Consider the following 18,096-nt stretch of genomic DNA (forward strand, 5'->3'; position numbering starts at 1 on the left):
GGCTTTATCTTATACTTTTTCTAAATATGGTTGCCAATCTAATTTTTCCTCTATAGGGAACTTCATCAATGCGCTTAAAAACTGTTAGAATATGGGGTTTTATTATATTTTTAAATTGTTGCTTTGAGAGTTACTATGTCACTGGAAGCCCTGACCACTGAAGCGCTCGCTGCGATTGCAGCAGCAGAGGACCTTGTTACACTCGATCAAGTACGAGTGCAATTTACAGGGAAGAAAAGCCAGCTCGCGGAACAATCCAAGGCACTGGGTAAAATGGACCCTGAAGAACGTAAAGTTTTCGGGGCAAAAATTCATGCTGTGCGTGAAGCCATCACTGGTGCATTAACCACACGCCAGGCCGAATTACAAAAAGCTGCACTAGAACAAAAACTTGCCAGCGAAACGATTGATATTACATTGCCGGGTCGTGGTCAAAGCGTAGGCAGTATTCATCCTGTGACCCAAGTGCAGGAACGTATTTGCCAGTTCTTTACCAAAGCCGGTTTCACGGTTGCGACAGGTCCTGAAGTTGAAGATGATTATCACAACTTTGAAGCGTTGAATATTCCGGGTCATCACCCTGCACGTGCAATGCATGATACTTTCTATTTTGATGCCAACCACTTGCTTCGTACCCACACTTCAGGTGTGCAAGTGCGTACTATGGAAAAGAATCAGCCGCCAATTCGTATTGTCTGCCCGGGTCGCGTATATCGCTGTGACTCGGATCAGACGCATTCGCCAATGTTCCATCAAATTGAAGGTTTATACGTGGCTGAGAACACCAGCTTTGCAGAACTGAAAGGTTTGCTGGTGAACTTGCTGAACGAATTCTTTGAAAAAGATTTAACCGTACGTTTCCGTCCATCTTACTTCCCGTTCACTGAACCAAGTGCCGAAGTGGATATTATGGATGAACGCGGTCGTTGGTTAGAAGTTTTAGGTTGCGGTATGGTGCATCCGAACGTGCTTCAAGCAGCCGGCATTGATCCTGAAAAATATAAAGGCTTTGCATTTGGTTTAGGTGTAGAGCGTTTTGCCATGCTGCGTTATGGCATTAATGATTTGCGTATGTTCTACCAGAATGATGTGCGTTTCTTACGCCAATTTGCTTAAACAGATTATTGATGACTTCTCCCTCAATTGAGGTGAGTGTTAAAACAGAAATTGAATTTTTAGATTTAAAAAAATCCCCCTAAATCCCCCTTTGAAAAAGGGGGCTTACGCGAAGAAAAATAACGTGTGAGAGTTCCCCTCTTTGAAAAAGAGGGGTTAGGGGAGATTCAGGAAAATGAATTTATGAAAATTAGCGAAAATTGGTTACGCACCTGGGTCAACCCAGCAATTGACAGCGATACCTTATCTGACCAACTCACCATGCTCGGTTTGGAAGTGGATGAACTGGCGCCAGCGGCAAAACCATTTACAGGTGTGGTTGTGGGTGAAGTACTCACTGTAGAACAGCATCCGGATGCAGACCGTTTACGTGTGACTACAGTCAACATCGGTTCAGGTGAGCCTTTACAGATTGTCTGCGGTGCACCGAATGTACGTGCAGGCATGAAAGCACCTGTAGCCACCATTGGTGCAGTTTTACCGGGTGATTTCAAAATCAAGAAAGGTAAGCTTCGTGGCATCGAATCCCAAGGTATGCTGTGTGGTGCTTCTGAAATTGATCTTGAAGATAAAATTGATGGCCTTCTAGAACTACCTGCGGATGCATCGGTGGGCATGAATATCCGTGAATATCTAGACCTTGATGACAATGTCATTGATATCAGTATCACGCCTAACCGTGGTGACTGTTTCAGTATTCGTGGTATCGCACGTGAAATTGGTGTCATTAACCAGCTTGCTGTGACTGCACCGGAAATCAAGGAAGTAGCTGCGACTATTGCTGATGAGAAGCAAGTAGTTGTAGAAACTGAAGGCTGCCCACGTTACTTGGGTCGTGTGATTAAAAACGTCAATACCAAAGCCGCGACCCCGGTATGGATGGAACGTGCACTTGCCCGTTCAGGTATCCGTCAGCACAGCATTTTGGTCGATATCACCAACTATGTCTTAATTGAATTGGGTCAACCATTACACGCATTTGATGGTGGCAAAGTTCAAGGTTCAGTGCATGTACGTCAAGCCACTGCTGCTGAAAAACTGGTGTTGCTCAATGAACAAGAAGTTGAGTTATCTGATGATGTAATGGTGATTGCTGATGATGTGAAAGCATTGGCAATTGCCGGCATCATGGGTGGTTTATCTTCTTCTGTTACCGATGAAACCACGGAAATCTTCCTGGAATCTGCTTTCTTTGCACCTTTACATATTGCGGGTCGTGCACGTAGCTTTGGTTTACATACCGATGCATCTCAGCGCTATGAACGTGGCGTAGATTTTGAATTACCACTTATCGCCATGCACCGCGCATCACAGCTGATTGCTGATCTTGCTGGTGGTGAGTTTGGTCCAATTACTGTTGCAGAAAAAACTGAGCTTTTACCAAAACGTGAAGCGATTGAGCTGAATCAAGCTCAAGTGGATCAGTTATTGGGTTACAAAGTTGAAAGTGACTTTATTACCGATGCACTGCAACGCTTAGGTTGTGTTGTGACTGTAAAAGCACAAGGTGAGTGGACTGTAGTTCCTCCATCACATCGCTACGACATGGCGATTTACCAAGACCTGATTGAAGAAGTTGCCCGTATTCATGGTTATGACAACATTCAGATCAGCTTGCCAGTGATTGATGTAAAACTTGCCAAACATCAAGATCAGTTTGAATTGCCACAACTTCGTCAAACCCTGGTGACTTTAGGTTATCAGGAAGCGATCAGTTTCAGCTTTGCCGATGCTAAACTTGAAAAACAGTTGAATCCTGCGGTCAATCCGTTGATGTTGGCCAACCCGATTTCAAGCGAACTGGCTGCAATGCGTTCGACTTTGTTATCCAGCTTGATTCCATGTGTGCAATACAATATTAACCGTCAGCAAAACCGCGTACGTTTCTTTGAACTGGGTTTACGTTTTGATTATCAGGATGCACAAAGCATTCATGATCTAAAACAGATTCCGACTTTGGCTTTAATTGCAGTCGGTGCTAAAACAACTGAATCTTGGCATGGCAAGGCTCTACCGATGGATTTCTTTGACTTAAAAGGTGAAGTTGAGGAAATTCTGGCAGCTGGACGGGTTCAAGTGGAATATGTTCGTTCAGAGCGTAGCTGGTTGCATCCTGGACAATCAGCTGAAATTCTGGTTGATGGTCAGTCTGTTGGTTATCTGGGTCGTTTACATCCCTCTTTGGAAGACGAACTTGATTTGGGCATGACTTGGGTTGCCGAACTTGATCAAAAGGCTGTTTTGCAAACTTATGTATCTAATTTTACAGAATTATCACGTTTTCCATCAGTAAGACGTGATATTGCGCTTTTAATTAGTGATAAGATTAATGTTAGCGAAATTCAGAGACTTATCGAAAAAACAGGTGGGGAGCTGCTAGACTCGACATGGTTATTCGATGTGTATACTGGACAAGGGGTAGAAGAAGGGAAACGCTCACTGGCATTTGCCCTTCTCTGGCAGCATCCAAGCCGTACATTGGAAGATGCTGAAATTAAATCAGGTATGGATAATATCCTTCAAGTGTTGGAAAACACTTACCAAGCGACATTGAGGGCTTCATGACAGCACTAACAAAAGCAGAAATGGCTGATCATTTAAGTGAGCTCACGAGTTTAAACCGTCGTGAAGCTAAACAAATGGTCGAATTGTTCTTTGATGAGATTAGCCAAGCGCTAATCTCGGGCGAACAGGTTAAACTTTCGGGGTTCGGTAACTTTGAGTTGCGTGACAAGCGTGAACGTCCAGGCCGTAACCCGAAAACTGGCGAGGAAATTCCAATTTCAGCACGCCGTGTAGTCACATTCCGCGCAGGGCAGAAATTCCGCCAGCGTGTAGGAAATGAGCAGATCGATTGATCTGCTCTTTTTTTGCTATAAGATTTGTATATAAAAGCGTTATTTGTGGAGTAGAGCCTAAGTATTTGAGAGATTCAGCCCTTTGTAATTTAATTGACAATCGGGATTAGAAATCAATTCTGTACTTGGAATAGGGAGAGGTACAATTGTTTTTATAGAATTGAACTTTATTTTAGTCATAAAAAAAGAGAGCCAATGGCTCTCTTTTTTGTACTGAATAATCGTAAAGATTATTTAGCAGCAGAAGCAGCAGCTTCAGAAGCTGGAGCAGCGTCAACAGCAGAAGCAGCAGCGTCAGTAGCAGCAGAAGCTTCAACAGTAGCAGCAGAAGCAGCAGCAGTAGCTTCAGAAGCAGCTACAGTAGCTTGAGATGCAGCAGCATCAGCAGCAGGAGCTTCTTCAGTTTTTTTAGCACAACCAACGAAAGCTAAAGTAGTAGCAACTGCAGCAGCAATAGCGATTTTTTTGAATAACATGGCATCACTCTCTAAAATATGAGATTAAAAAAAACCTATGTTAGCCTGTTGAGTGCTTTTATTCTTCCTAAAATCTGTTAGGCAGTAACAATGCAGAGGCAGTCTAACTGGTCTGCGAATATGCTATCACTGCGCATTTTGAATTGCTACTAGGAGGCTAGTAAAAAATGCAAAAAAAGATAAAAAATGAGCATTTTTTTAACAGAAAATAACAATCAATCGGAGAGTTTATATTGGATAAATACTAAATAACTCGCTAAAAATTATGGTTTTTTAAAGTTAATATTTTTAACAGGTATGAACTAGTCCCTTAAGTTTACAAAGAAAAGACTTGATTGTAGCTTTATGTAAATAAAGTCAACCAAATAAAAAGGCTATCGTTAGAGATAGCCTTTTTATAGAAAAAAAGAATAATACCGTGTTTAGTTGGTCGCTTTACGCTTCATTTGATCGAAGAAATCATCATTGGTTTTGGTTTCTTTCATACGATCCAGCAAGAATTCCATGGCAGCCAGTTCATCTTGAGTATGCAACAATTTACGCAAAATCCATACTTTACGTAAGTTGTCTTCAGACATCAGGCGTTCTTCACGGCGAGTACCAGATTTTTTGATATTCATTGCAGGGAATACACGTTTTTCGGCAATGCGGCGATCAAGCGTAATTTCCTGGTTACCGGTTCCTTTGAATTCTTCGTAAATCACTTCATCCATCTTACTACCGGTTTCAATCAGGGCAGTAGAGATGATGGTCAATGAGCCGCCTTCTTCAATGTTACGTGCAGCACCGAAGAAACGTTTTGGGCGCTCTAAGGCATGCGCATCCACACCACCAGTCAACACCTTACCTGATGAAGGGATGACAGTGTTATAGGCACGCGCTAAACGAGTAATCGAGTCCAGCAGAATTACCACATCTTTCTTGTGTTCTACCAGACGTTTTGCTTTTTCAATGACCATTTCAGCCACTTGTACGTGACGTGCTGGGGATTCATCAAAAGTTGAAGCAATCACTTCACCACGAACGGTACGTTCCATTTCGGTTACTTCTTCAGGACGTTCGTCAATCAGAAGCACGATCAGAAAACATTCAGGATTGTTACGTACAATTGACTGTGCGATGTTTTGTAACAACATGGTTTTACCCGCTTTTGGCGGCGCAACGATAATAGAACGTTGGCCTTTACCAATAGGGGCCACCAAGTCCACTACACGTGCAGTCAAATCTTCAGTGGTACCGTTACCCAGTTCCATCACCAATTGTTCAGTCGGGAACAATGGGGTCAAGTTTTCAAACAGGATTTTGTTGCGCGAGTTTTCCGGCGTGTCGTAGTTAATTTGATTAACTTTTAAAAGCGCAAAATAGCGTTCGCCTTCTTTGGGTGGGCGAATTGTGCCAGTAATGGTATCACCGGTGCGTAAGTTGAAACGGCGAATTTGTGATGGGCTGACATAAATGTCATCTGGGCCTGCAAGATAAGAGCCCGCTGCTGAGCGGAGGAAACCAAAACCATCAGACAGAATTTCCAGAACACCATCACCAAAAATCTCTTCGCCATTCATTGCATGGCGTTTTAAGATGGCAAAAATGATGTCTTGCTTGCGGTTACGAGCCATTCCTTCCAGGCCCATAAACTCGGCAATCTTGATGAGTTCGCCAATCGGTTTTTTCTTGAGTTCAGTTAAATTCATAGGGGGTCAGATAGAATTAAAATTCTGGGATAGAGATGAGAAAAGGGAGCAACATTCAGCCGCTTACACGCAATAAACGTAACGCAATTGTATTTGCACAATAACAATTCAGAGGTCTGATTCATTGTTTCGAAGAGAAAAGTGTAAAAACAATTTCTGTTGCCGAGCGGCGATCTTATGTGTTGTGTCTTGTAAGAAAATGACGGATTAGAAATCCTTTATTCCTTGAACAAGCAATATAAGAGCTAATCAAGTTTTTGTCAATTTATAGACGAAAAAAATACGCTATCTGATGATAGCGCATTGGATTCAATTACACTGTTTTTAAATTAGATATTTTCTTCAATAAAAGCAGTCAATTTAGATTTTGGCGCAGCACCAACTTGTTGAGCGACAACTTCACCATTTTTAAACATCAATAGTGCAGGAATGTTGCGGATATTGTAGTTTACGGCAGTCGCTTCACAAGCAGTTACGTCAACTTTAACAACTTTAACTTTGCCTTCGAATTCTGTAGATAATACTTCAAGTACAGGTGCAATAGCTTTACAAGGTGCACACCAGCCTGCCCAGAAATCGACAAGTACAGGAATGTCAGATTGTAAAACGTCAGCTTCGAAGTTCGCATCAGTTGTGTTTACGATATTGCCAGACATGGAATGCTCCAAATAAATTTTAAGTTAGTTCTATAACTATAAGTATTACATAGCCTCGTTTAACTATGTAGAGGGATATGTAAATTTTCAATCATTATATTGAGTTTGTCTAATTGATGCTCACGATATTGATTATCGTGTCCTACAATTGTTTAAGCGATTAAAAAAATTAAAAACTGCTTCAGTTGAACTGATAAATGGCTTTTAAATTGCATGTATGTGAATTACTCTAAGCACAATTCTTATAGGTTTGTTTGAATAATGTCTGATTTTTTGATTGATGAAGAGTTACTTGCTGCCATCGATATGGGGTCGAACAGCTTTCACCTGGCGATTGCACGTGTAGATCATGGCGAAGTAAAAAAAGTGGCTTCAATGTCAGAAAAAGTACAATTGGCCGCGGGTTTAGATGAAAACAAAAATTTGACTGAGGCGGCACAGCAACGGGGTCTAGCCTGTCTGGCACGCTTTGTCGGGCGTTTAAGTTCTGTACAGGCCAACCGGTTGCGTATTGTAGCTACCAATGCTTTACGTCAGGCAAAAAATGGTCATGAATTTATTCAAAAAGCCGCAGAAATTTTACCTAAACCGATCGAAATTATTGCCGGTCGTGAAGAAGCCCGTCTGATTTATTTAGGTGTATCGCATACCATGGCCAATAGTGGCCGCCGCCTGGTGATTGACATTGGTGGTGGATCAACTGAACTGATTATCGGAGAGGCATTCGAGCCAATCCATACTGAATCAGTACAAATGGGATGTGTGGCCTTCACCAAAGCCTATTTTATGGAGGGTGAGATCAATCAGAAAAGTTTCGATAAAGCGGTGACCGCTGCCCGTAAGGAAATTTCAGGGATTGCCAATACCTATAAAGCCGCTGGTTGGGATACTGTGGTGGGTTCAAGCGGAACAATTAAAGCCTGTCGACAGATTACCGTGAATATGGGCTGGAGCAATGAAAAAGAAGAGCTCACCCGTGAAGGTCTGGAAAAACTCAAAGACAAGCTGCTCAAATACAAGCACGTGACCGAAATGGAATTTGATGGCCTGAAAGAAGACCGCCGAGCAGTTTTGCCAGCAGGGATTGCCATTTTATATGCGGTATTTGATGTGCTGGGGCTGGACAAACTGGTTTATTCAGATGGTGCGTTACGTGAAGGTGTCATGTATGACCTGCTTGGTCGTTTCCAGCATGAAGACGTTCGCGACCGTTCTGTACATGCTTTAATGGGACGCTATAACGCAGATAGCAAACAGGCTGAGCGTGTAGTCAATACGGCACAGCAACTATTTAATGGCGTTGCACAATCACTAAATTTAACTAATGATGACAGTGACTTACTGCGTCGTGCTGCATATTTGCATGAGATTGGCCTGGCGATTAGTCACAGTGGTTATCATCGCCATGGGGCTTATTTATTGCAGCATTCGGATATTCCCGGTTTCTCACAAATTGACCAAAACCATTTGTCACATTTGGTCGCTCATCACCGTCGTAAACTTCGTGGCGATGCACGGGTTGATGTTGCTAAAGTCGGTGGTAGCAAACTTGTGTACTTATGTCTATTGCTGCGTTTAGCAGTTTTACTGAATCATAGTCGTAGTGATGAGATGCTTCCTGCCATTGAATTAAGTATCATCAATGAGCAACAATGGCAGCTCAGCGTTTCTGGCGATGCCAAACAATGGCCTTTGCTTGTAGCAGACTTGCATGATGAACAGATGCAGTTCAAGCATTGGGATATTGAATTGAATATTCAGTCGGAACAATTTATCTATTAACAAGTGATTGGTTAACAAGGTATTGTTAATTTAGGGATAATGGTCGACCTATGAAAAATAAAGCTGCTCAATCTAAAGCATGGACAACGGTTCAAATTGCGCGTCATCCAGAACGTCCGCAATTCCTGGATTATGTTGGTGAAATCTTCACTGAATTCGATGCTTTACATGGAGATCGGGTATTTGGTGACGATGGTGCGATGATCGGTGGCTTGGCACGTTTTAATGGTCAGCCAGTGATGATTGTTGGGCAACATCGTGGTCGCAGCACTCGTGAAAAATTGCAACACAACTTCGGTATGAGTAATCCCGAAGGTTACCGTAAAGCACAGCGTTTACTCGACATGGCTGAACGTTTTAAACTGCCGGTATTCACTTTTATCGATACCATGGGTGCATATCCTGGGGTCGGTGCGGAAGAACGTGGTCAGGCAGAAGCGATTGCCACTAGCCTTGCACAGCTTTCAAGCCTGAAAGTTCCGGTGGTTGCGACCGTTTTAGGTGAAGGCGGTTCAGGTGGTGCACTCGGTATTGGTGTGGCGGATCGCGTGGTGATGTTGTCTCACAGTATCTATTCGGTGATTTCTCCTGAAGGTTGTGCATCCATTTTATGGAAAACAGCAGAGAAAGCGGAACAAGCCAGCGAAGCCTTGGCATTAACTGCAGAGAAATTAAAACAACTTGGTATTGTTGAATATGTGGTTGATGAAGGTGAAGGCGCGCATTTGCAGCCTGAAAAAGTGATGCAAGATCTTAAAGATGTGTTACAACAGGCTTTAGAAGAATTGCAATCGATGGATGCGAATGAGAGATGCGAAGCACGTTACCAGCGTTTAATGAAGTTTGGCAGCGACAATTCCGGTCTGGCATCTTAAAACAAATCCAGTGCTTTCCTCCTGAAAGCACTTTCTTGATTGGATGTAGTGGCGGCATGGATTCCATGCTGCTATTGCGTTTAATGTCTGATTTATTTCCTGAAAAAATCCGTGCGATCTATGTCGATCACCAGTTGCAAAAAATTAGTGCAGACTGGGGGCAATTTGTATCTGATCAATGTGCAGCGCTGCATGTACCGTGTATTGTTGAAGCCGTTGAAGTGCAAGATGGCAACCTGGAACATCAGGCACGTAACGCACGTTATCAGGCCTATGCAAAGCATTTAAAAGCCAATGAAATCTTGGTCTTGGCGCATCATCAGCAGGATCAGGCCGAAACCTTGATGCTACGCTTGCTTTCGGGTGCCGGCGTACATGGTTTATCCGCCATGAAGCAGGTCGATGTACGAAAGCAATTCAGCATTTGGCGACCGCTGCTGGATATCTCACGTGAGCAGATTTGCCAATGGGTAATTCAGCTGGGTGTGCAAAATATTGAAGATCCCACCAATTTAGATACTCATTATGATCGGGCCTGGTGCCGTCATGAATTGTGGCCGCTGTTGCAACAACGTTATCCAAAAATGCAACAGGCACTCAGCCGCACCAGTTATCTCATGCAGGATGCGGAAGATATTTTGCTGGACGTATTACAGCAGGATTTAAACCATTGCGGATCGGCCACTGAACTGGATTTAGAAAAGTTATCCCAATTATCAAGTGCACGGCAAAGGCAATTGCTCTCTGCCTGGATGAAAGGACAGGATACCTATCGCCCCAGTTTTGAAATGGTGCAACGCTTGTTGCTTGAAGTGATTGGCTCCAAATCTGATGCACAGGCGGCATTGCACTGGAATCAATATTATTATGTGCGTTATCAGCAAAAACTTTTCCGCTTAAGTGCCACAGAATATTTGGCTGAAAAAAATCAATCGATTGCTAATAAACAGGCAATCTTTGTCGAGTTAGGACAAAAGCTTGAAATACTGTCAGGAAATTATCTTGCTGAAACTGCAAAAGTAGGCCTGTCAGCAGCATTGCTGGGTCAAAAACTGGATTTAGTGATGCGCCAAGGCGGCGAAAAAATTCATTTGTATGGACGAGTGGGGGCTTGGCCGTTAAAAAAAGCCATTCAGGAAGCACAAATTTTTCCCTGGCAGCGTTATAGAATTCAAATATTAAGCATAGATAATGTTATGCTTGGTGTTTTTACACCAAAAGGGTTTTGGTTAGCCCAATCTGAATATTGTGAAATCGGTGGATGGCAACCAAATTTGATCTCTTAGTTAAAAAATTCTAAGTCGAGTATGAATCCATGAGTGCAGCTTTAAATTGTAATATTAGTTTTATTGGTGGCGGTAATATGGCCCAAGCCTTGATTGGCGGGCTGATTTCGCGTGGCTTGCCGCCAACACGTATTACAGTTTCTGATCCGGTCGAAAAAGTCCGTCTTTTATTAACAGAAAAAGATGTACATGTGACGGATGACAATATTGCTGCCATTCGTGATGCCGATATCGTACTTTTTGCAGTGAAGCCGCAAGTACTGGCCAGCGTATTAAAACCGCTTAAAGGTTTGTTTGAAGGCAAACTGGTGATGTCGATTGTGGCTGGAGCTGAAATCGCGACTATTGCCAACCTGCTAGAAACCAATCGAATTGTTCGTGTTATGCCCAATACACCTGCTTTGGTGCAAACAGGAGCACATGGCCTGTATGCAACGGAAGCTGTGAATGCACAGGATCGTGAGTTGGCCAGTCAGGTTTTGGCTGCAACCGGTTTAACCCTTTGGGTCAATTCAGAAGCACAAATTGATGCTGTAACGGCAGTATCGGGCTCTGGTCCGGCTTATTTCTTCTATATGATGGAAAGCATGATTCGTGCAGGCAAAAACCTAGGGCTGGATGAAAAAGTGGCGACTGCATTGACGTTGCAAACAGCATTGGGTGCCGCACAAATGGCGATTACCAGTTCAAATACACCTGCAGAATTGCGCAAAAATGTGACCTCTCCAAATGGTACAACTCAAGCTGCACTGGAAGTATTCGATCGTGCGCAAATCTCTCAAAATATTCAGGCCGCTTTGGCTGCCGCGCAAAAGCGCAGTCAAGAACTTGCTCAAGAGCTAAGTGAAAGTAGCAAATAACTCGTTTTTATTTAGGAAAGTTCCAGTATGGGTGCAAATTCTGCGCTGATTTTTGGCATTATTATTAACGTAGCGATTTTGCTCGTATTCTTTCGTTTTCTGATGCAGCTTGCAGCGGTGAATCCTTATAATCCTGTCGTCATGTCTACTGTGAAAGCGACAAAAATCGTCGATCTGTTTGGGCGTATTTTTCCCACCTTGGCAAAAGGTCGTGTCAATTCTGCAGCCTTGGCTTTGGTGGTACTTTTATATTTACTCAAGATTTTTGGGGTAATGTACCTTTCAGGTGCTATGCCGAACAGTCCGGTACATCTGGTGATTTTGACCTTTGTCACCATGATTCAGGACCTGATCCGCTTCTGTCGTTACCTGATTTTTGCAACGATTATTTTAAGCTGGGTGGTGATGTTTACCCAATCTCGCTCACCGTATATTGAAGTCATTCAAGAGCTGGCAGAACCATTGTTGGCTCCGTTCCGCCGTATTTTGCCGAATATGGGTATGATTGACCTGTCGCCAATTGTTGCCTTTTTGGCATTGTATATTGCCGAAATTATTATGAATGAAGTGGCTATTGTACTTTTGACTGGACTTTAAAATTCAGATAGTAAAATCTGGATAATAAAAAAGGACTCGATGGAGTCCTTTTTTATTGGAAAAATTCCTCTCCCTCTGGGAGAGGTGAGGAGAGGGTAAATTATCAGATAGATAATCAATTATTTGTCTGAAAATTCCACTTGTCTTATAAACAGATTTAATTCTAGGTTTATTTAGAAAACCCTCATCCCAGCCTTCTCCCTGAGCCATATATGGCGTAAGAGAAGGAGCTTTAAAAGCGAGAAGGATCTTAATATAAGATTAGTGTGCCTCATCCCAGTTATTGCCTTTACCCACTTCGACAATCAGCGGTACTGAAAGCTGGATCACCGATTGCATCACTTCTGCCAGTTTTGGTGCCAGTGTATCGGCAATGTCGGCATCGACTTCAAACACCAATTCATCGTGGACTTGCAGTAACATTTTGGCTTGATCTTTAGGCAGCATTTTATCCACTTCAATCATGGCTATTTTAATGATGTCAGCAGCGCTTCCTTGTAGCGGGGCATTGATGGCCGCACGTTCGGCACCTTTACGTACCATCATGTTACGGGCATCAATATCCGGCGTATATAAACGGCGACCTAGAATGGTTTCGACAAAACCTTGTTCCAAAGCCACCTGACGCGTACGTTGCATGTACTCATAAATGCCCGGATAACGATGGAAATATTGCTTGATATAGTTTTGCGATTCTTCACGGGTAAAGCCCAATTGACGAATCAGACCAAATTCGGACATGCCATATAAGAGACCGAAGTTAACGGCTTTGGCCTGACGACGCTGGTCATTGGTGACATCTTCCAGTGCAATACCCAGAACCTCAGCTGCAGTACGGCGGTGTACATCCTGACCATGCTTAAAAGCATCAACCAAAGCTTCATCCTGGGAAAGATGCGCCATTAAACGCAGTTCAATCTGTGAATAATCGGCAGCCAGCAAAACCCGACCTTCAGGTGCAATAAAGGCTTTACGAATCTGACGGCCAATTTCTTCACGCACTGGAATGTTTTGCAGGTTGGGATCTGTTGAGGACAAACGCCCTGTTGCTGTTAAAGCCTGATGATAACTGGTATGCACACGCCCGCTGTCATTGTTGGCCTGTTTTTGCAAGCCATCGGTATAGGTGCTTTTCAGTTTGGAAAGACCGCGATACTGCAAAATTAAATCAGTAATCGGGTGGTCGATTTTTTCCAGAATACTTTCACTGGTGCTGTATTGACCGGTTGCTGTTTTTTTGCCGCCTTTCAGACCGAGTTTGTCAAACAGGATTTCACCGACCTGTTTCGGCGAGCTGACATTAAACGGCTGACCGGCCATTTCAACAATCTGGTTTTCCAGGTCTTGAATGGTATTGGAAAAGTCTACACTCAACTGATCTAAAAATTTCAGGTCCAGCTCGATGCCGTTTTCTTCCATAATGGTCAGCACACGCGCCACCGGCATTTCAATATTGTGTAAAATATTGTTCAGCTCAGGAATGGCCTGCAACTTTTTCGACAGGACTTCATACAGGCGATAGGTGACATGTGCATCTTCCGCCGCATAATGTGCCGCTGTTTCAATGTCGATCTGGTTAAAGGTCTTCTGTTTAACGCCTTTGCCTGCAATTTGTTCAAAGGTGGTGGTCAAATGACTCAAATACACACGAGCAACATCATCCATACCGTGACGGGTCGCCACAGAATTTAAAACATAGGATGCCAGCATGGTATCGAAATACCAGCCTTGCAGTTCAATGCCGTGATTTTGCAGGATGTGGGCATCATATTTTAAATGATGGCCAATTTTTTCAACCGATGCATCTTCTAAAATCGATTTGATTTGTGCAAGGATAGTTTCACGATTCAGCTGTTCCGGTGCACCTTCATAGTCGTGGGTCAGCGGAATGTAATAGGCATCGTTGGCATCAAAAGCCAGTGAAAAGCCAACCATTTCCGCTACGCGATAATCCAGACTGGTGGTTTCGGTGTCAAAGGCAAAGCGTTTTTCAGTGCTTAAACGCTGGAACAGTTTGTCCCAGTCCGCTTGAGTCAAAATGGTGTGATAAGTGGCTTTGCCTAGTTGATCATCCACACTTGTCAGCTCTGCCTCATCTTCAGTATTAATGACAGCAGTGGTATTGATCTCAGTTTCAATACTCTTGGCCGCCTGTTTATAAACTGAATTGTTTGGATTATTTGGATGATCGAGGGACTGTAACTGGTTACGGAACTCAAGTTCGGTATAGAGCCGGCACAGTTCTTCCACATTCGGATCACCGAGTTTCAGGTCTTCATAACAAAGACCCATATCCAGGTCGCAAACGATACTGGCCAACTGATGATCTAGGGTAATGCCTTCAACATTATCCTTAATGCTTTGACCGACTTTGCCTTTAATTTTATCGACATTTTCCAGAATGCCGCCAATAGAACCGTATTCGGTCAACAGTTTGGCAGCAGTTTTTGCACCGACGCCGGGTACGCCACGGATGCCATCGGAAGCATCACCCATCAAGGTTAAATAGTCGATAATCTGATTCGGCCATACACCGAACTTTTCAAAGACAGCATTCACATCCATCGGCTTGTCTTTAAAGCTGTCTTCCAAAGTCACTTTGTCGGTGACTAGCTGGGCCATGTCTTTATCACCAGTCGAGATCAGCACCTGATAACCTTTGGCTTCAGCACGTTTAGCCAAAGTACCAATCACGTCATCTGCTTCAGCGCCGGGAAGGGTGTGTAAAGGAATGCCCAAAGCACGAATCAGGTTATGAAGATAGGGAATTTGCTGCGACAGTTCATCCGGCATGCTTGGGCGGTCACCTTTATAAATCGGTGAAAGCTGATGACGGAACGTCGGTTCAGGGGTATCAAAAATCACAGCCATATGCGTTGGCTGAATACGACGCATCAACTTTTGAATCGCAGAAATGGCACCACGAATTGCGTTGGTCTGTAAACCAGTCGAAGTGGTTAGTGGTGGCAGTGCATGATATGCACGAAATAAAAAATATGAGCCATCGACCAAAACAAATGGTGTCATTGAAGGATTCCTAATTCAAATATCGGCCTTATTGTACGTGATTTTGCCCATGAGCATAGACACATCATTCAAGATGCGTGTTACCGAATATCTGATGAATGCTTAAAAATCAAAGTCACAGCTGTTGTATGATCAAATCAATAAGGATTGAGATAAAGAAAAAATGGGGAAAGGACAGAGCGAAATCCGGATGATTTGGCTGATGGTATTGATTATTGTCGGGGTGGGGTCTTGGTTTTTGGATGTACGCATCTTCACCTATTTATGTGGTTTGGCCTTTGTCATGAGCCTGATGCAATATGTCGATGCCATCCAGACACCGGCAGCACAAATTGCTGCAGAAACAAATCTTTCAGTTCAGGAAAGCTCTAAAGTTCCTTTATATCTTTGTTCAATTGTTGCCATTGTCGGCGGCATTCTGGATTGGGAGTTTGCCGTCGGGTTGGGTATCACAGCGTGGATTTTTTTCTTTTTAAGATGGTTACGCCGTTTAGAGGGCTTATTGAGCCTGTTGCAAATGCGGTTGCATCAGGGGCAAATGGTCACTGAGGAGAAGATTGAAAAGCCACCCATTCAGGTATTCGAATCAGCTCCCGTATCACAGCCCATCGGCTTGATTGAACAGTTAAAGCAGTGGATTTTTCAAGGTAATCCAGTTTTAAAAGTGGCTATCTTGGTACTGGTCATTGGCATCATCTTGTTGCTACGTTTTGCCACCGAACATTGGCAACTCAGTTTGGCGATGAAACTGGCGATTGTTGCAGGCGTCAGTGGCGCTGTAACGGCCCTCGGTTACTGGATGCAGAGTAAAAACCGCAGTTTTTCCCTAGCCCTGGAAGGATTGGGTTTAGCGGCCTTATTTTTGACACTTTTCTTTGCCTATTACAATGCCGTGATTCCGACGCTCGCCATCGCTGGATTATGTTTTGCCCTGATCATGGGGGTGACCCTGATTCTCAGCTTAAAACAGCAATCCATTGAACTGGCGCTGATGGCGATGATCATTGCCTATATTGCACCTTTTACCTTGCCGGTCCGCAACGCGACAGCAATTGAACTGACTGCTTATTATGTGGTGATCAATCTTGCTGTTGCGATCCTCAGTACCTTACGTCCCTGGAAGATGCTGAATCAAATTGCCTTTTTAATGACCGTGATTGTGGGGGGAGGCTATGCCTTCTATCAGGGCAAAGAATTTGAAAAAAATACCTTAACGTTCTTGGTGGCGGTGCATACGGCAATTTTTGTCTGGTTAAGTTTTCGTTTTAGTCAGCTACTGGCCAAAGAAGATCTGGTTCAGTTCAAACTGAAACCGGCTTTGGATATTGCCCTGATTTTTGGTGCGCCTCTGGTCGGTTATATTTTTATTTATTTAATGCATTTTGAAGAAACGCGCTGGCAGGCTGGAGTGAGTCTGGCCTTTGCTGCCGTGTATGCAGGCTTGTATCAACTATCAAAACGCCATCAGGCGGTGCAACTGATTTCACAAAGTTATTTCAGTTTAATGCTGATTTTTCTGGCCCTGATTCCTCCAATTCTGTTGCATAAGCAATGGAGCGTGATTGGCTGGGCTGTGGAAGGGCTGATCATTTTTAGTTATGCCCTATATCGTCAGTCGGATATCAGTCGCTATCTGGCTATGGGTCTAATGATTGTTGCTGGCTTATCCAGTTTGTATTATCTGGTGGAGCTAAATGAATTTCCTAATCAAATGTATTGGGGTTTATGCTTGAGCTATTTTGCTGTGGTTGTGGTAGCAAATAGCCGGGAGTCCTTTAGGCAGCAACTGAGCAGTTCCACGATAGCCTTTCACTGTTTGCAGATGCTGTCTGCAACTACCATGTTGATTGTATTGTTGCTGGATGAAATTGACGGTCCTCAACAGCTGGTGATGAGCCTGTTGATTGTCAGTGGATTCTATCTGCTGATGAATGAGTTGATGCTGCGTTGCAAAGCTACCTGGACTTGGCTGTTTCCGAAATGGCTCGGCCTCATTCCTGTCTTTGTTTTTGCCCTGATTATTGTGATTGATCAAAGTCAGCAGGGCATCATTATTTGGCCGACCATGTTTGACCGTCTGAGTTTTGCACTTTCCGGATTGATGTTGACTGCATTGTGGCTGCGCCCGATGTTGGGTGTGCGAACTGAAAAAGAGTGGGTCAGTTTTGGCACCCTGACCAGTCTGGCCATGACCAGCTTAACCCTGCTTCCAAGTACGCCTTATATCAGTGTGGTGATTCTGCCTTTACTGTTCTGTGCCTGGTGTTATTGGCAGCTGGATAATCCGGACTGGAAAATGTTCTGGCAAGCCCGTAGCAGTTTGGTACTGATGGCAACCTGGATTGTCTGTTCGCAACTTTTTACCCAGCAAGCCTTTCAGGCTTATATCCTGCCAGTCATCAATCCTTTTGATCTGGTTAGTATTGCAATGTTGGCAGGTTTTATCTGGATGTTGTCCTTACAGCTGAAATCAGGTTTAGATAAAGGCATCGTTGCCGTGCTGATGGTACTCAGTCTGCTTTGGTTTAGCAGTTATATTGTGCTGCGTGCATTACATGTTTATTGGGGTACGCCGTTTAATGAGCTGGCTGTATGGGGAAATGCAACCGTTCAACTCAGTCTGACTTTGTTGTGGGTCAGTTTGGCCTTTATGACCATGAGTCTGGCCAGTCGCAAACAGTTGCGTTCAGTCTGGATTTTAGGGGGCAGTATTTTGGTGATTGTGACTTTGAAACTGGTACTTTTTGACCTGTCACATATTGGCACTTTAACCCGGGTGATTTCATTTCTGGGGGCTGGTTTTGTGATGTTGCTGATTGCCTATATTGCGCCGATTCCTGAAGGGGAAACAATTTAACATTTTTACCTCTTC

At 43.6% G+C, this 18,096-nt stretch carries 13 protein-coding genes; 9 read left to right on the forward strand and 4 right to left on the reverse strand.

Going from position 1 to position 18,096, the window contains the following annotated elements; all coding sequences use genetic code 11:
* Positions 1 to 135: 135 nt before the first annotated feature.
* From pheS to JFY49_RS03040, 3 genes are all read left to right on the forward strand, one after another.
* Positions 136 to 1,116, forward strand: a complete 981-nt coding sequence (pheS, locus tag JFY49_RS03030) for a phenylalanine--tRNA ligase subunit alpha (RefSeq protein ID WP_200223709.1) — start codon at positions 136 to 138, stop codon at positions 1,114 to 1,116.
* 183 nt (positions 1,117 to 1,299) lie between these two features.
* Positions 1,300 to 3,681, forward strand: coding sequence for a phenylalanine--tRNA ligase subunit beta (pheT, locus tag JFY49_RS03035; protein ID WP_200223711.1), 2,382 nt, complete (start codon positions 1,300 to 1,302; stop codon positions 3,679 to 3,681).
* Positions 3,678 to 3,974 carry an integration host factor subunit alpha gene (locus JFY49_RS03040; protein WP_086197465.1) on the forward strand — a complete coding sequence of 99 codons (297 nt, stop codon included), beginning with the start codon at positions 3,678 to 3,680 and terminating at the stop codon, positions 3,972 to 3,974. Before pheT ends, JFY49_RS03040 begins: the two co-directional genes overlap by 4 nt.
* Positions 3,975 to 4,204: 230 nt before the next feature.
* Here JFY49_RS03040 and JFY49_RS03045 read toward each other — a convergent pair whose 3' ends face one another.
* The 3 genes from JFY49_RS03045 to trxA form a co-directional block, all read right to left on the reverse strand.
* Positions 4,205 to 4,450, reverse strand: coding sequence for a hypothetical protein (locus tag JFY49_RS03045; RefSeq protein ID WP_200223712.1), 246 nt, complete (start codon positions 4,448 to 4,450; stop codon positions 4,205 to 4,207).
* 422 nt (positions 4,451 to 4,872) lie between these two features.
* Positions 4,873 to 6,141 (reverse strand): transcription termination factor Rho, encoded by a 1,269-nt coding sequence (gene rho, locus JFY49_RS03050; RefSeq protein WP_005007569.1) that lies wholly within the window; start codon positions 6,139 to 6,141, stop codon positions 4,873 to 4,875.
* A gap of 329 nt (positions 6,142 to 6,470) precedes the next feature.
* On the reverse strand, positions 6,471 to 6,797 hold the full coding sequence (trxA, locus tag JFY49_RS03055; RefSeq protein ID WP_092820879.1) for a thioredoxin: 327 nt from the start codon (positions 6,795 to 6,797) through the stop codon (positions 6,471 to 6,473).
* A 261-nt stretch (positions 6,798 to 7,058) separates the two neighbouring features.
* Here trxA and ppx point away from each other — a divergent pair, with 261 nt between their 5' ends.
* Genes ppx through JFY49_RS03080 form a run of 5 tightly spaced genes read left to right on the forward strand, consistent with a single transcriptional unit; the run spans position 7,059 to position 12,197 of the window.
* Positions 7,059 to 8,579, forward strand: a complete 1,521-nt coding sequence (ppx, locus tag JFY49_RS03060) for an exopolyphosphatase (protein WP_086197462.1) — start codon at positions 7,059 to 7,061, stop codon at positions 8,577 to 8,579.
* 50 nt (positions 8,580 to 8,629) lie between these two features.
* Positions 8,630 to 9,454 carry an acetyl-CoA carboxylase carboxyltransferase subunit alpha gene (locus tag JFY49_RS03065; RefSeq protein ID WP_086197461.1) on the forward strand — a complete coding sequence of 275 codons (825 nt, stop codon included), beginning with the start codon at positions 8,630 to 8,632 and terminating at the stop codon, positions 9,452 to 9,454.
* Positions 9,391 to 10,740, forward strand: coding sequence for a tRNA lysidine(34) synthetase TilS (gene tilS, locus JFY49_RS03070; RefSeq protein WP_200223715.1), 1,350 nt, complete (start codon positions 9,391 to 9,393; stop codon positions 10,738 to 10,740). The genes JFY49_RS03065 and tilS overlap by 64 nt, the downstream gene beginning before the upstream one ends.
* A gap of 29 nt (positions 10,741 to 10,769) precedes the next feature.
* Entirely contained in the window at positions 10,770 to 11,600 is an 831-nt protein-coding gene (gene proC / locus JFY49_RS03075; RefSeq protein WP_200223716.1) for a pyrroline-5-carboxylate reductase, read from the forward strand.
* 27 nt (positions 11,601 to 11,627) lie between these two features.
* Positions 11,628 to 12,197 carry a YggT family protein gene (locus JFY49_RS03080; RefSeq protein WP_200223717.1) on the forward strand — a complete coding sequence of 190 codons (570 nt, stop codon included), beginning with the start codon at positions 11,628 to 11,630 and terminating at the stop codon, positions 12,195 to 12,197.
* Between the two features lie 261 nt (positions 12,198 to 12,458).
* On the opposite strand, the gene polA is transcribed toward JFY49_RS03080, so the two are convergent.
* Complete coding sequence (gene polA / locus JFY49_RS03085; protein WP_200223718.1) at positions 12,459 to 15,224, reverse strand: DNA polymerase I; 2,766 nt, start codon at positions 15,222 to 15,224, stop codon at positions 12,459 to 12,461.
* Positions 15,225 to 15,387: 163 nt separating this feature from the next.
* Here polA and JFY49_RS03090 point away from each other — a divergent pair, with 163 nt between their 5' ends.
* Positions 15,388 to 18,081, forward strand: coding sequence for a DUF2339 domain-containing protein (locus JFY49_RS03090; protein WP_200223719.1), 2,694 nt, complete (start codon positions 15,388 to 15,390; stop codon positions 18,079 to 18,081).
* Positions 18,082 to 18,096: the final 15 nt, after the last annotated feature.

The sequence above is a fragment of the Acinetobacter sp. CS-2 genome, from assembly GCF_016599715.1.
Lineage (GTDB): Bacteria > Pseudomonadota > Gammaproteobacteria > Pseudomonadales > Moraxellaceae > Acinetobacter.